This is a genomic window from Ruminiclostridium papyrosolvens DSM 2782 (assembly GCF_029318685.1).
GTDB lineage: Bacteria > Bacillota > Clostridia > Acetivibrionales > DSM-1351 > Ruminiclostridium > Ruminiclostridium papyrosolvens.
Map to the genome: position 1 here is coordinate 2413322 of NZ_CP119677.1, position 16304 is coordinate 2429625.

Consider the following 16304-nt stretch of genomic DNA (forward strand, 5'->3'; position numbering starts at 1 on the left):
CAAGCCAATGAAATTAATCAATGCAAAAGATATTTTGGATTATTATAAAAAAATAGGTATAGAGCTATGGAGTGAAGCCGGAAAGTTAAAATATAAAGCTCCCCAAATGTCCTTATCAGAGGAACATATTAAGGTGCTGAAAGAAAACAAGGAAGAGCTTCTTGATTATCTGGAAAATAAGAAAGAGGATATAGCAATAACTATAGACAGAAATTCCAGATACGAAGCCTTTCCTATGAACGATGTTCAAACGGCCTATCTCCTTGGGAGAAAGAATACCTTTGAGTATAGCGGAGTAGCCTGCCATGTTTATTTTGAGGTAAATTATGATAAATTAAATATAGAGAAAGTAAGAAAGACTTGGGATTTGTTAGTCTCAAGACATGATATGTTAAGAGCTGTTATGAATGAGAATGGATATCAGCAAATCTTAGAAGCAGTACCGGAGCTTGATATACCCTATATTGATATAACAGAAGATAGTTTAAAGGATAATGAAGAAATTCAATCTCTCAGAAAGGAAATGAGCCATAGAATATATGAATTAGGCAAGTGGCCAATGTTTGGCATTGCTGTTTCAAAGCATAATAGAGGGGCTACTCTGCATTTTTCAATGGAATTTTTAGTTGCTGACTGGACAAGCATATGGTTACTATTATCTGAGTTTGAAGCTTTGTATTTTAGTTTGGATAAAGTACTTCCTGATTTTCAATTGAGCTTTAGAGATTATATCTTAGCAGAGCGCAGGCTAAAAACTTCTGATGCTTATGAAACTGATAAAGCTTATTGGATAAAGCAGATTGAACAATTTCCTGCAGCGCCTGAACTTCCGCTGAAAATATCAATGGATATAAATGATAAGCCTGCTTTTAAAAGAATTCTTATGAAAATGGATATTGATAAATGGCTGTCCTTTAAAAGCAATGCGCAAAAATGCGGAATTACGCCTACAGTTGCCGTATTGGCGGTCTATGCCGAGGTTATTGAGCGTTGGAGCAATAATAAAGAATTTTTAATTAACTTAACAGTTCTAAATCGTATGCCCTTACATGAGGATATTAACAAGCTTGTGGGAGACTTCACAACGGTAAGCCTTCTTGCTGTTGATGCCGGTAAAAGCAATGAGTTTACCGAATTTGCCAAGAGCATAAACAGTAAATTATTTGAAGATCTTGATCATAGGCTGTATTCCGGTATTGAAGTTATTAGAGAGTTGGCAAGAAAACGAAACCAGCCTTCTTTAATGCCAATTGTTTTTACCAGTGCCATAGGATTAATTGACAGTAATAATCAATTATTGGGTAAGGTAGAGGGCTTTGGAATTTCTCAAACTCCACAGGTTTTTATAGATTGTCAGGCAATGGATGGTAACTTTGGATTACAGATAAATTGGGATATAAGAGAGGGCATTTTTCCTGATGGAATGATTGCAGATATGTTTCAAGCCTTTGAGGAAAAAATCTATAGGCTGTCAGCAGGGCTGGAGGAATGGAGCAATAACATGGGAATTGATATTCCACAATGGCAAGTACGGGAGAGGGCAGAAGCAAATGCTACAAAAACAGCTTTACCAAAAGGGTTTTTGTATTCAAAATTTTTAGAACAGGTTAAAATTAGGCCAAATGACATAGCGGTTGACGACGGAGAAGGTCAGTTTACATATAAAGAACTTGATAGCTTGGCAAAGGCTATCGCTTATGAGATTGTAAAGCACGGCGGGAATAAGCAGGATAAAATTGCGGTGGTTATGGATAAAAGCAGATATCAGGTAGCTGCTGTTTTAGGGATTCTATACATGGGAGGTGTATATGTTCCCGTTGATGCCAAGCAGGCTGGGTTACGAAGAAATACAATTCTGGATAACTTGGGGAGTAATATTGTGCTGACGTTATCTTGTAATAACAACATATACACCGAAAATATCTGTACTTTAGAGGTAGATAGGATTATTCGTCCAAATGATTTTGAAGTTGCAGAAAACCAAATTGAAAATCCTGCATATATTATATATACCTCGGGTTCAACAGGACTTCCCAAAGGAGTAGTGATTTCACATAAGGCTGCGGTAAATACAATTGAAGACATAAATAAAAAATTTCAGGTTAAGAGTTCAGACAAAATATTGGCATTATCTCAGTTGAATTTTGATTTATCTGTTTATGACATATTTGGTATGTTGTCAGTTGGCGGTACAATAATTTATCCAAAAAATGAACATTATTTAAACCCGTCCTACTGGGCTGATTTGATTGTAAAACATAATATTACAATTTGGAACAGTGTCCCTGCTCTTATGAAAATGCTGCTGACACAGTTGCAGACAGAGACTTCTAAAAGAGAAATGCCTTTGAGACTGGTACTGCTTTCGGGCGACTGGATACCCTTAAATATGCCTGAACAATTAGCGCAGCAGATATCCGAAATAGAAGTAATATGCTTAGGAGGCGCTACAGAAGCTTCCATATGGTCAATTTTTCACAGTTTCACGGAAATAAAGCCCCATTGGAGCAGTATTCCTTACGGAAAGCCTCTGTCTAATCAAAGCTTTCGAATATTAGATAAAAACTATAGAGATTGTCCCGTATGGGTAGCAGGATATATATATATTGCAGGTGCCGGTTTGGCAGAAGGCTACTATCAGGATACAGAATTGACTGAAGCAAAGTTTTTTAAGCATCCTTTTGATGGACAAAGAATATATAAAACAGGAGATATGGGAAGATATCTTCCGGGTGGAGAGATTGAGTTTCTAGGGAGAGCAGACTATCAAATAAAGCTCAATGGACACAGAATTGAATTAGGGGAAATTGAAAGTGCAATTAATAAGCATCCTTCTGTATCAGCAGCAGTAGCTTTTGTTGATGAAGGCAAAAATGAATTATGTGCCGTTATAGAGCCTGCTACAATTGAGGACTACAGTGAAGCCATGGCTGACCTGAAATTTAATGAACTGACCTCCAATATAGAGGCAGAAGTCGGTTATATAGCAGATAAACTGGAAAGTGTGAATCTGGAGGAGATAACGGAACTAAGAAATAAAGCCTCCTTGATTTCCTTGCTTTATGCTTTTCAAAACCTTGGCTTTTTGGATACAGATAAATACTATGATATAGAAGATTTTAAAAAACATAAAGATATTCAGGAGAAATACCACTGGTTGATTATGCCTTGGCTATCAAGCCTTACAGTTGCCGGACTTATAAGTCAGAATGAAAGAGGCTTATACAGAGCAGAGCTACAGGTTACGGAAGAACAGCAAAGAGAATTATGGGAAAGGCTTCACAGCAGTTGGAGTGAAGAGCTGGGCAGCATCGAAATAATAGATTACATAAGAATAAATGCTCAAAAGCTTGCAGAAATATTAAGGGGAAATGTAGACCCTTTAAGCTTGCTGTACACGGAAGTAGATACAAGCTATACAAGAGCCCTATATATTGATAATACTATGGCAACCTATTTGAATAAATGTATTGGCCAGTTTGCAAAAAAGATAGCAGCAGAAAACCCGGACAGAAAGCTCAGAATACTTGAGATAGGTGCAGGCTCCGGAGCTACCACCGAGCATGTCATAAGTAGCTTGGAGGGTTATGCTTTTGAATATTACTTTACCGATGTTACAAAGTATTTTTTTGCCAATGCAAAAAAGGAATTTGGTGAAAAAGAAGAAGTAATTATAAAGTCATTTGATATAGACCGGGATTATCTGGAGCAGGGTTTTGCACCAAACAGCTTTGATATAGTTATTGGTGCTTATGTCTTGGAAAATGCAAAGGATATTGAAGAAAGCCTTAAAAGAATTGAAGCTTTACTTATGCCTCAAGGCTACTTGCTGTTTTCTGCACCTTTTAGAGATGAAGAATGGCTTCTTGTTTCACAGGCATTAATGATGACACTTCCCGAGGATAATTTGAGAGATAAAGTTGCTTTCATGAAACAGGAGACTTGGTTGAACATATTGAAACAACATGGAGATAATGAAGCTGTGAAAGTAATCCCTGAAAAAAATTCAAGATTATCCTGTCTGGGACTTAATTTATTTATTAAACAATTTAAAAGAGAACGAGAAAAAATAAATACTGAGGATATAAAACAACATATTTCTTTATACCTGCCTGATTATATGAAGCCCAAATCAGTATACTTTCTGGACAATATTCCCCTGACTTCAAATGGTAAAATTGATAGAAATAAAGCCCAAAAAGCTATAAATATAGCTTCAAATCAAGATGTAGACATGGATAATACAGACTTAATTGATAACGAATTGGAGCGAGTATTAAGTAATGTATGGTGTGAGGCATTGAAACTTGAGAAAATAGGGAAAAACCAAAATTTTTATGACTTTGGTGCAGACTCTTTGATTATGGCTCAAGCAGCAACAAAAATCAGAAATAATATGAGTTTAGAAATTCCTTTTGAAGCAATATTACGTCAAATGCTGAATCAGCCGACAATATATGATTTGGTAAAATATATATCCCAAGAAAAAAATAAGACTACAACAGAAAATCCGGCAGATGTTAAGCTCGATGATACTAATAATAGGGAGGGTAGTTTTGCATATCTGCAACGCTACGGAGGAGCGGCAGATAAAAGAACACGTGTGATGCTTCATGGAGTATTGGGCTCTGTAGATTGTTACAGATTTCTTGCACCGGAGTTGGTTTCACAGGAGCAGGGTGAAGTACTTGGCATAGGAATATCAGATTTGGATAAATATTGCAGCTTGCTTCCTTCAGAAACAGTAGATTTTTTAGCTGACCACTATACTAAATTGTTGCTTGAAAGAAAGGTAAATAAGCTGCAGCTCATTGGTTACAGCTTCAGTGGAGTAATTGCCGTTGAAATGGCAAAACGTCTGACAGAAAATGGCGTTGAGGTTGAGGATGTAGTAATCATTGATGGCGGTTCTATGCCCGTGGATATTCAAGAGGAATTAATGTATGAATTGTTATTTATAGACAATATTCATGTAACATTATCAGATTTAGGCTTTAGCAACAATGAACTACTGGAAAAAGCATTCGAAAAAATCATGAAGGATGATAAAAAGACAATATCAATACATGATTTTGAGGTTGTTTTAAATGATACTTCAGCAGATTCTTCATTAAATATATTGAATAATTTGAAAAATAGTACCCAAAAAGAACGATTTGAAATATATGAAAAATTAACTGAAAAAAACACAGGTAATATAATACCTGCTCCTGTGATAGCTAAACTGTATCCAATCTTTAAACAATCATTTTGCGCTTTACAGGTTATACCTGATGCATATTTTGGTGATATCAGATACTTTTCTTCAAAAGAAAAAGAGGGGATTTTCAAATATTTCAAAGTATTATTAAAGGACTGGGAAAACGTGTGCCTTGGTGATTTCACCCTTGAGGAAATTGAAGGCAATCATTATACCTGTATTGAAGAAAGGGAGAATGCTATTGAATTAGCAAAATTAATCGGAAGTATATATGAAGTTCAGGATTAAATAGATAAGCAAAGAAAGGTAAATGTTTTATGAAGCAATTAAAAGTTATGGTTTGTGGAGCTGCTTCAGGGCAATGTTGTCTTGAAGCAGTGGCAAGCTGCTCTGAAAGGTTTGTCTTGGCGGGATTTTATCGACTAAAGGACAAAAGTGTAGAAAGGCACAGTGAGCTTTGTGAAGTCAGCCTCTATTCTGATGTTGACGAAGTACCTGAGGGTGTTGATATTACCTATATAGCTGACGAAGATAACTTTTCAAGTGAAGAAAAAGCAACCCTTGCAATAAAGCTGCTTGAGAAAGGAATTAGTGTAATACTTGAACAACCAATTCAATATAAGGATTTAGTTGCTTGCTTGCAAGCAGCAAAAACAAAGAAGCTGATTTTTATAGTAAATGACATAAACGACCATCTAAAGGCTACAAATGTTTTTATAGACAGCTGTAAGCAGCTTTTGGATAAACAAAAGCCGTTATATATAGATGCTGCGTTGGATAGGGACAACATATATTCATTTTTTCATATGTTACTAAAGGCGTTGCCGGTAACCAGACCCTTTGAAATTATTTCAGTAGCCAAAGAACTCAAGGAGATAACTGTTGTGTCGGCGAAAATAGCCCAGATACCTATGCTTTTGAGAATTTATAATCATGGCATTAATAATGCTGAAAAGCATTTCCTTCAACTGTCACAACGGGTTTCAATAGGAGTAGAAGGCGGGAATTTGCTGCTGGCAGGAGCTAATGGCCCTATTATTTGGGAAACAAGTATACCTGATATTAAAAAGGAAAGCAATTTAAAGGACAGTGGATGTTCGGGATATTTATTTGAGAATAACACAGAAGTTATATGGAAAAGCGATACTCAAAGCTATAAGCAAATATTTTTTAGTGCTTGGACAGCTTCACTTGTTCAAACTTTACATAATATGGGAAACCTAATACAAGAAAAATCAAATATAAATACTCAAATTCAGTCAGAGTTACTTTGTGCAAGCTACTGGAGCAAGTTAATATCACATATTGATGAGAAAAAAGAAACAATACACTTAAATTACCTCCAGTTTCCCGCAGCATTATTAAGAAAAACTACAGACCAAGATGCAAATAAATTAATGGATAGTATTGACGAAGAATATCTGACTTATTGTGTTTCAAAGCGTGATAATACAATTTATGAGACTATGTTAAATTTCTTTCAAAAAAATGATTTGTTTATAAGGCCTGAGGTAATGCACAGCAGTAAAGAAGTAATTGAAGCTCTAAATACAGAAGCGGGTCAGGAGCATGTTTTACTGCGTTGGCTAAAGGTTTTGACTGAAAAGAAGCTTCTTAAAAAGGTAGATGATAAATATTGTTGTGAGAAGAGAATTACTGATGAAATGTTAAATATGGCATGGAATGAGGTGGCATATCTATGGAACTATAAATTGGGTTCTCCGCAGACAACAGAGTATTTAATGCATAATATCGAGAAGCTTCCTTATTTAATCAACGGGGAACAAAAAGCAACCTTTCTTTTATTTCCCGAGGGGAATCTGGACTACGCAAATGCACTTTACAAAGAAACTCTTATACTGAAGCATTTAAACAGTATTATAGCAGAGACAGTAATCAGAATAGGAAATAATATTTTCAGCAAAGAAAACTCCCCTTCTCTAAAGATTTTAGAGATTGGAGCGGGTACAGGTGCAACAACAGATATAGTTTTAGAGCAGATGCATAAAATGTCCTGGAATAATAAGCGGGAATACATGTTTACCGACGTTTCCACCTTGTTTTTGCAAAATGCAAAGGAGCGTTATAGGAATTTTGAAGGAATGCAGTTCCAAACAATTAATATAGATAAAGATTTTAAAGCACAAGGTCTGGAAAGCGAAAGTACTAATATAATTATATCAGTAGGTGTTTTAAATAATGCATACAATACAGACAGAACGATAGCTCAATTGTTAAATCTCCTGTCTCAGGGAGGGTGGCTCTTGATTATTGAACCCGTTATCGAAGTTCCGGAAATATTGATATCTCAAGCTTTTATGATGACACCGCCGGAGGATGACAGAGTAAACAGTGATTCAACCTTTATGAGCAAAGAGCAGTGGAGAGAAGTGTTTAGCCGGGCAGGGGCAACAGAGATAATTGAGTTTCCCGAAGACGGCAACTATTTAAATTTACTGGGGCAAAAGCTTTTTATGGTAAAAAAATGAAAAAGTATTGACACTTTTATCCTTTTGGAATATACTCATAACAGTGTTATGAAACACTGTTATGAAATAACCGAAAGGAGTGTTTGCATGGCTAAGCAAATTGCAGGGGTATATGAAAGGGTTCTTGAATGTGCAAAAGTTGAGTTTTTAGAAAAAGGCTTTAAAGAAGCCTCCCTGCGGACAATTGCGAAAAACGCAAATACAAGTACAGGTTCAATATATACACGTTTTGAAGACAAAGGGAGCCTGTTTACCGATTTGGTTTCACCTGTTATTGAGGGGCTGAAAATATGGTTTTGGAAAGAGCAGGAGGAGTTTCATCAATGTACTGATTCAGCAAAGAAAGCGAATTCTTTTGAATATTCAAAAGACAAGATTAATGACTTTGTTGATTATATATATGACAATTTTGATGTATTTAAGCTTTTGATTACCTGCTCAGAGGGAACAGCTTTTTCAGACTTTGTTCATGATATTGTTGAGATAGATGTTGAATATACAATCAAATTCATTGAGTCAACAGGCAATGATGCTTTTACGTCAGGCAGGGCAACCACAGAGCTTTTGCATATTCTCTCCAGTTCTTTTTATTCAGGTGTATTTGAAACAGTTATTCATGATATGTCCAGAGAACATGCACATATTTACGTTATGTATTTACAGCAGATTTTTCAGTACGGATGGGCAAATATACTAAAATTTTAAGTGATTTTATGGGATTTATATAGTCCCATATTTTTATCATAAAAAGTTAGAATATACTAACACTTAAAGTTAGATTATTCTAACAAAGAAAGGAGAATATAATATTATGGAAACAGAGCAAAAGCAAAGCTCATTTTCCCGTCTTAAAGACTTAGCACAGCCCTATAAAGGGAAATATATCGCTTCAATCCTTTTAGCAATTGCAGGTATTGCAGCAGGTCTCGTTCCTTATTTTGCAGTGACACAAATTATAATAAATTTGGTGACTGGAAAAAGGGAATTGTCTATTTATCTAATGTACTCTATTGTTACTGCGGTTGGCTACATTGCAAAGACCGTTTTTTCAAACTGGTCTACATCACTATCCCATACAGCAACCTTTCTTACATTGAAGAGTATTCGTAAGAAGCTTATTTCAAAGCTTTCAAAAATGCCCATGGGTATATTATTAGATACGCCCTCCGGTCAATTCAAGGATACTATTGTTGACAGGGTAGAAAGCCTTGAAACTCCGTTGGCACATTTATTGCCTGAGATGACTGCGAACATACTTGTTCCTATACTTATGCTTGCATATCTTTTTATTCTTGACTGGCGTATGGCACTTGTTTCATTAATCACATTGCCAATAGGAATGCTCTTTATGATGAGAATTATGAAGACTTATCCCAAACAGTATGAAGGTTCTGTGAAAACCAGTAAAAACATGAGTAATGCTGTTGTAGAGTATGTAAACGGAATAGAGGTTATTAAAGCATTTAATCAAAGTGCTAATTCTTACAGGAAGTATACAGATGCTGTATGCCGTAATGCAGATTATTTTTACAAATGGATGAAAAGCTGTCAGTGGCCAATGGCGGCATACACAGCTATTTGTCCGGCAGTACTTATAACGGTATTGCCTGTGGGATTTATGTTTTTTTCAGGTGGAAGCATAGCTGTTCATGAATTAATTACAATCATCATACTGTCACTTGGAATAGTAGGCCCTATTCTAGCGGCTTCAAGTTTTACTGATAGTCTTGCCATGATTGGTACAGTTGTAGAACAGATAACGGATATACTGGAAAGCCCTGAGCTGCTGCGGCCAACTAAAAGGGTAAAGCTTAAAAATATGAGTATAACCTTAAAGAATGTATCCTTCTCATATCATGCTGAAATTAATAAGCAAGCACTGAAAAATATTAATCTTGCAATTCTCCCCGGAACAGTAACAGCTCTTGTAGGGCCTTCCGGCAGCGGAAAGTCAACCATTACAAAGCTGATTGCCGGATTTTGGGATGTAACCAAAGGGGAGATTGAGCTTGGAGGTTTCAACCTTGAAACTATTCCTCAATATCAGCTTTCAGAGCAAATTGCATATGTATCTCAGGATAATTACTTATTTGATGACACAATAAGGGAGAATATCCGAATGGGGTGCAAAACGGCTACTGATGAACAGGTAGAGAAGGCAGCAAAGGATGCAGGGTGTGATTCATTTATCAGAGGTCTTGAGCAGGGGTATGACACAAGGGTTGGCGGTGCAGGCGGTCATCTCTCGGGAGGAGAACGTCAGAGAATTGCAATTGCAAGGGCAATGCTAAAGAATGCTCCTATAGTTATTCTTGATGAAGCAACGGCTTACATTGACCCTGAAAATGAAGCTATAATTCAAAAGGCTGTGGGCAAGCTTGTAGCCGGGAAAACACTGATTATTATTGCTCACAGACTGTCTACTATTATAAATTCAGATCAAATTATCGTTATGAAGGATGGATGTGTTTCTGCAAAAGGCACACACGAAGAACTTTTGTATAAATCATCAATCTATCAGGAAATGTGGCAGGCCCACATTGGTGTTAAGGATGGTGAAGCAGTATGATTAGTGTATTTAAAAAAGTATGGCTGTTTTCAGGATGTGAACAAAGCAATATCAAGAAATCAGTTATTTTAGGCTTTTTCAATGCCATATTCAATACTTTACAGGTTGGCGCAATTTATGTTGTTTTGAAAGCACTAATAGAGAATAATTCTTCAGTAAGTGTAGCAGGGCAAGCCTTCGGTTTGATGTTTGCAAGTATTTTGGGAAAAATCGTTACCCAGTATTATTCACAGCTTCAGAGAACACATGCAGGTTATTTTATGGTTGCAGACAAACGGATATATATTGGCAATAAGTTGAAATTAGTTCCAATGGGATTTTTCAATAGAAACAGCCTTGGTAATATTACTGCAATAGCAACAACAATACTGAGTGATGTAGAAAATACTGCTCCGGTGGTTTTGGTTACAACACTTGGAGGTTTCTTAAATGCAATAGTATTTTCAATTGTAATACTATTATTTGACTGGAGAATCGGGTTAATAGTATTGGCAGGTATGTTAGTTTTTCTAGGTATTACTGCACTGATGGAAAAAAAATCACGTAAGGATGCTCCACAGCGTCAGGTTGCACAAGGGTTATTGGTAGAATCCGTTCTTGAAACCATACAGGGAATGAGTGTGGTGAAAGCCTTTAATCTTGACTCAGAGAAAAATAAAAAGGTTGATAAAGCAATTTATAAAAGCTGTGATAAAAATATGACCTTAGAAAAGGCTATGACACCTTATATTGCTTTACAGCAGACGGTTCTTAACCTATTTAGTGTCTTAATAATGCTGGCAGCTATTATGCTATACCTAAATGGAGCCATGTCTCTGGTAAATTGTCTTATGATGCAAATTGTTTCATTTATTGTATATGAACATTTAAAATCTGCCGGAAGCGGAACGGCAATGCTGCGTTTAACGGAAACTTCCATTGACCGCGCAAATGATATTGATTCTGTTCCGATTATGGATGAGGGAGGAAGGTCAATTACTCCAACTAAGCATGATATTGAATTTGAGAATGTCAGTTTTGCATATGAAAAACGCTTGGTGCTGAATAATATCAGCTTCAGGATACCTGAGAAGACTATGACTGCCATAGTAGGGCCTTCGGGTTCGGGAAAAACAACCCTGTGTAACCTGATTGCAAGGTTCTGGGATGCAGATACAGGTAAAGTTTTTATTGGTGAACATAATGTCAAGGAATATACGCTGAACAGCTTGCTGGCAAATGTAAGCATGGTATTTCAAAATGTATATTTATTTGCAGATACCATCGAGAATAATATTAAGTTCGGTAAACCGGATGCTACACATGAAGAAGTAGTTACTGCTGCCAAAAAAGCGTGCTGTGATGACTTTATATCAGCTTTGCCGGAGGGATACAATACAATGATTGGAGAAGGCGGGGCTTCTCTCTCAGGAGGCGAAAAGCAACGTATTTCAATAGCCAGAGCAATGCTTAAAGATGCTCCTATTGTAATATTTGATGAAGCAACTGCAAATGTAGATCCTGAAAATGAAGAACGGCTTCAATTGGCAATAGAAACACTTACACATAATAAGACTATTATTATGATTGCTCATCGCTTAAAAACAGTACGAAATGCGGATCAGATTCTTGTATTGAAGGATGGAGAAATTGTTCAAAACGGTGTTCACAATGAATTAATCCGCCAGAAGGGAATTTATGCAGACTTTGTCAGCGGACGAAAATCTGCAATCGGATGGAAAATCTAAACAAACAATCTGTAAATATAAAAAAGGAGTTAAATCAATATGGATAAAAAGTTAAATGTAAAAGACCTCATTAATATAGGAATTTTCTCAATATTATATTTTATTTTCTTCTTCATTTGCGGCATGTTAGGCTATATACCGGTATTTGTAATCTTACTTCCTCTGTTATTAGGCATATTTAATGGAATACCTTTTATACTTTTCGTAACAAAAACCGGAAAATTTGGTGCTATAACAATTATGGGTACCCTTGAAGGTCTATTATGCTTTTTCTGCGGGCAAAGCTGGATTTCAATTGTTTTTGGAGTAGTTTTCGGATTTCTTTCAGACTTGATTTTTAAGGCCGAAAATTACAATAGCTGGAGAAACACTGTGCTGGGGTATTGTGTATTTAATCTATGGATTATAGGTTCAATGCTTCCAATGTGGATTATGCGGGATGTTTTCTTTGAACATTCAAAGTCAATAAACAGTGAAGAGTATCTGTCCGCAGTTATGACACTGACTTCAAATTGGATGCTTCCCGTAGTAGTAATACTTAGTATTGTGGGTGCAATTATAGGGGCAAATCTTGGACGAAAAACCTTGAAGAAGCATTTCCAGAGAGCGGGGATTGTTTAATGCAGCCACAACTTTTTTCAAATTCATATGTACATACAGCCCTGAGACTTGATCCGCGTACAAAGCTATATCTGTTGGTAATATTCAGCATTGTTATGGTGGATGGCGGAACGACAGGCATTTTGTCTTACGCCAAACCAATTCTTGCTGCTATTCCGTTCCTTCTTTTGCTTACAGCGGGAAGAAGGAACGTGGCTTTGACATACGCTGCGATTTTTAGCTTGTCATGGTTGTTTAGCATATACGAAATTAATTTTTTAAACGGTATGATAAACATCCTGCTATCATTATTTGCACGGCTGGGTATCCGTTGGTTTCCCTGTGCTGTTATGGGCTATTACCTTTTGGTATCAACCCATGTAAGTGAATTTGTGGCAGCAATGGAAAGAATGCATGTAACTCAGAAAATTACAATTCCTCTATCGGTTATGTTTCGATTTTTTCCAACAGTACAAGAAGAATACCGTTCCATCAGAGATGCCATGAATATGCGTGGTATAGGCATTAGAAACTTTTTTAGTAATCCAACGGCTATGCTTGAATATCAAATGGTTCCGCTGATGATGTCAGTTGTTACTATTGGCAATGAACTATCTGCTGCAGCACTTACAAGAGGTCTTTATGGAACCGTCAAACGTACAAGTATATGCAAAATTGGTTTTGCCTTTTGGGACTTAATATTTTTTTTATTAGCAACATCAGTTTTTATAGCTTTTATCATTTCTAAGCTGTAGTAGAAGGAGGGCAAAATGATTGAACTAAAGAATATATCCTTCTCCTATTCACAGGGAGCACAGGAAAAAGGACTGAAAGATATTAATTTGACAATTGATACAGGTGAGGTGATTTTAATCTGCGGAGAGTCCGGCTGCGGAAAAACATCTCTGACCCGTCTTATAAATGGTTTGATTCCTCACTATTATGAAGGAAAGCTTACGGGGGAGATACTCATTGACGGAAAAAAAATCAATGAGTTACCCTTATATGAAACAGCAAAGCTTGTAGGTTCTGTTTTTCAGAATCCACGTACTCAGTTTTTTAATGTTGATACTACCAGCGAAATAGCTTTTGGTGCGGAAAACATGGGGATGTCTATAAATGAAATTGAAAACAGAATGGGAGCTATTATTGATGAATTTAATATTAGCAGCTTAATGGGAAGGAATATTTTTAAACTTTCGGGAGGTGAGAAGCAAAAAATTGCTTGCGCCTCCGTATCTGTATGTGATGCACCAATACTTGTACTGGATGAGCCGTCTTCTAATCTTGATACTGTTGCTATTGAAGATTTACGCAGGCTGATTCGTATTTGGAAGGAAAAAGGTAAAACCATTATCATTGCAGAGCATAGACTATATTTTTTGATGGAGCTTGCTGACCGCATTATATATATGAAAGAAGGGAGCATAAAAAAAGAGTTCAGAGTTGATGAATTGACTGCACTTTCTGCAGAGGAAACCACCAAAATGGGTCTTCGCTCCTTGACCATGGAATGCTTTTCTAAAATGAAACAAAAAAATCAGCTCCATCTGGAAAATCTTGCATTGTCTAAATTTACTTATTGCTATAAACATGCTAAAAATCCATCAATAGACATAAATAATCTTGTTGTTCCCAAGGGTGCCATAGTGGCGGTGATAGGCAATAATGGGGCAGGAAAATCTACCTTTGCCAGATGCTTATGCGGTTTGGAAAAACAGTGCAAAGGGACAATAAATGTTTGCGGGAAGGAGCTGAACTCTAAGAAGAGATTAAAGAATTGCTACATGGTAATGCAGGATGTAAATCATCAACTTTTTAGCGAAAGTGTTTTTGAAGAAGTATTGTTAAGTATGGAAAATGAGAACGAAACGCAAGCAGAACAGATTCTTGACAGCTTGGATTTGCTGTCTGTGAAGGAACTTCACCCCATGTCACTTTCCGGGGGACAAAAGCAACGAGTTGCTATAGCAAGTGCCGTTGCAAGTGATAAGGACATACTGCTTTTTGACGAACCAACAAGCGGACTTGATTTGCGTCATATGCATGAGGTATCGGAGAATCTGAAAAAGCTTAACCACCAAGGGAAAACACTGTTCATTATAACACATGACTTGGAATTAATTTTAGAGTGCTGCAATCATGTTCTGCATATTGAAAAAGGAAAAGTTATTAATAATTACTTATTAAATCATGAAGGGGAAAAGCAATTGAAAGAGTTTTTTCATAATGAAGTGGTTAGAAAGGATTAATTAATATAAAAAATTTTATCAAATAAATAAAAGGAGGCTTGTAAATGAATGAAAATCTAAATGAGCAGAATGACAGGCAGAAGCAATTCATACTTTCAGGCAATATGTGGAAGATTATGGTAAACCTTTCTTGGCCTGCTATCGTTGCAATGGTGCTTTATGGTCTGAACTCAGTTATAGATGCTATCTTTGTAGGACATTTTATAGGAGAGACTGCCATGGCAGGTGTCAGTGTTGCATATCCTCTTTCACAAATCAGTGTTGCATTGGGTTCTTTAGTAGGGGTAGGGGCAGGCTCAGTATTAAGTATAGCTTTGGGTGCTCAAGATAAAAAAACTCAAAGCAGATTATTTGGAAACATAAATCTGATATCTCTTGTTGTAACTGTATTTTATATAATAATTGGACTGGTATTTTCAACTGAGTTAATTAAGATAATGGGTGGAACCGGGGAAGCTCTTGCTTTAGGTGACAGATATTTTAGAGTTACCGTAATCGGTTCTTTTTTCTGGATATATGGGTTAGCGGGAAATATGGTTGTTCGTGCCGAAGGAAAAATGAAGACGGCAGCAGTAATGATGGGTGCCGGTCTGGTGGTTAATGTCATTGCAAACTACATTTTTATAGTAATTTTAGGTTTTGGAGTTGAGGGTTCAGCTTGGGGGGCAAACATAGGAATGTTTGTATATACCTTAGTAGGCTGGATATATTTTGGCAAAGGTTTTGCAACTTTTAAATCAAAGGTGTTTGCAGTTCATTGGGACAAAAAAATAGGTACCTCTATAATAAGGCTGGGAATGTCCTCCTTGATTATGAGCATAATGACTTTAGTTCAGGCTGTTTTTGTTTTTAATGCGTTGTCAAAATATGGAACAACAGCAGATATAGCATTCTATGGAGTGGTTTATAGAGTTTTCACCTTCTTGCTTACACCAATTTTTGGACTTATGCGTGCGCTGCAGCCGATAATAGGTATCAATTACGGTGCAAAACAGCATGGGCGTGTTATCCGCTCCTATAAGGTGTTTGCGTATGCGTCTATGCTATTAACCTTACCTTTCTGGATAATTTCAATGCTTTTCCCTGAAAGCATCTTAAAGCTGATGCTAAAATCGCCTGTGTTTACATCCGGAGAGATTAACAACTTTAGAATTTATATGGCTATATTGCCACTATTATCAGTTATTTTTATGGCAATGACCCTATTCCCATCTATAGATAAAGGAAAGCCTGCAGCAATTATAGGAATTGCCAGACAATTTGTTTTCTATGTGCCGGTTATGCTATTTCTGCCAAAGGCAATCGGAGTTAATGGAATTTATTACGGTTCATTTGCCATTGATGCAGTAATTGTACTATGGACTATGTTAATGGTAAAGAAGGAGTTTAGCAGGCTCAGGCAGATAGATAGCAATGATGATAAGAATTCCTTTACTTTTTTAAAGGCAAAAGATATTTAAAGAACTT

At 36.5% G+C, this 16304-nt stretch carries 9 protein-coding genes; all 9 read left to right on the forward strand.

From position 1 onward, the window contains the following. Window positions 1–7 precede the first annotated feature (7 nt). The gene (locus P0092_RS11095; protein WP_004619478.1) at window positions 8–5488 is read left to right on the forward strand and encodes a non-ribosomal peptide synthetase; all 5481 of its coding nucleotides are present in this window, start codon (window positions 8–10) and stop codon (window positions 5486–5488) included. A gap of 29 nt (window positions 5489–5517) precedes the next feature. Continuing rightward, window positions 5518–7689, forward strand: coding sequence for a bifunctional Gfo/Idh/MocA family oxidoreductase/class I SAM-dependent methyltransferase (locus P0092_RS11100; RefSeq protein ID WP_004619476.1), 2172 nt, complete (start codon window positions 5518–5520; stop codon window positions 7687–7689). Between the two features lie 87 nt (window positions 7690–7776). Beyond that, window positions 7777–8394 (forward strand): TetR/AcrR family transcriptional regulator, encoded by a 618-nt coding sequence (locus P0092_RS11105; RefSeq protein ID WP_004619474.1) that lies wholly within the window; start codon window positions 7777–7779, stop codon window positions 8392–8394. Window positions 8395–8500: 106 nt separating this feature from the next. Further along, the gene (locus P0092_RS11110) at window positions 8501–10258 is read left to right on the forward strand and encodes an ABC transporter ATP-binding protein (protein WP_004619473.1); all 1758 of its coding nucleotides are present in this window, start codon (window positions 8501–8503) and stop codon (window positions 10256–10258) included. After that, window positions 10255–11985, forward strand: coding sequence for an ABC transporter ATP-binding protein (locus P0092_RS11115; protein ID WP_004619471.1), 1731 nt, complete (start codon window positions 10255–10257; stop codon window positions 11983–11985). Before P0092_RS11110 ends, P0092_RS11115 begins: the two co-directional genes overlap by 4 nt. 39 nt (window positions 11986–12024) lie before the next feature. Next, the gene (locus P0092_RS11120; RefSeq protein ID WP_004619468.1) at window positions 12025–12606 is read left to right on the forward strand and encodes an MptD family putative ECF transporter S component; all 582 of its coding nucleotides are present in this window, start codon (window positions 12025–12027) and stop codon (window positions 12604–12606) included. Beyond that, complete coding sequence (locus P0092_RS11125) at window positions 12606–13340, forward strand: energy-coupling factor transporter transmembrane component T (protein ID WP_004619467.1); 735 nt, start codon at window positions 12606–12608, stop codon at window positions 13338–13340. The genes P0092_RS11120 and P0092_RS11125 overlap by 1 nt, the downstream gene beginning before the upstream one ends. A 15-nt stretch (window positions 13341–13355) precedes the next feature. Continuing rightward, window positions 13356–14837 carry an ABC transporter ATP-binding protein gene (locus P0092_RS11130; RefSeq protein WP_004619465.1) on the forward strand — a complete coding sequence of 494 codons (1482 nt, stop codon included), beginning with the start codon at window positions 13356–13358 and terminating at the stop codon, window positions 14835–14837. A 44-nt stretch (window positions 14838–14881) separates the two neighbouring features. Beyond that, the gene (locus tag P0092_RS11135) at window positions 14882–16297 is read left to right on the forward strand and encodes an MATE family efflux transporter (protein ID WP_004619463.1); all 1416 of its coding nucleotides are present in this window, start codon (window positions 14882–14884) and stop codon (window positions 16295–16297) included. Window positions 16298–16304: the final 7 nt, after the last annotated feature.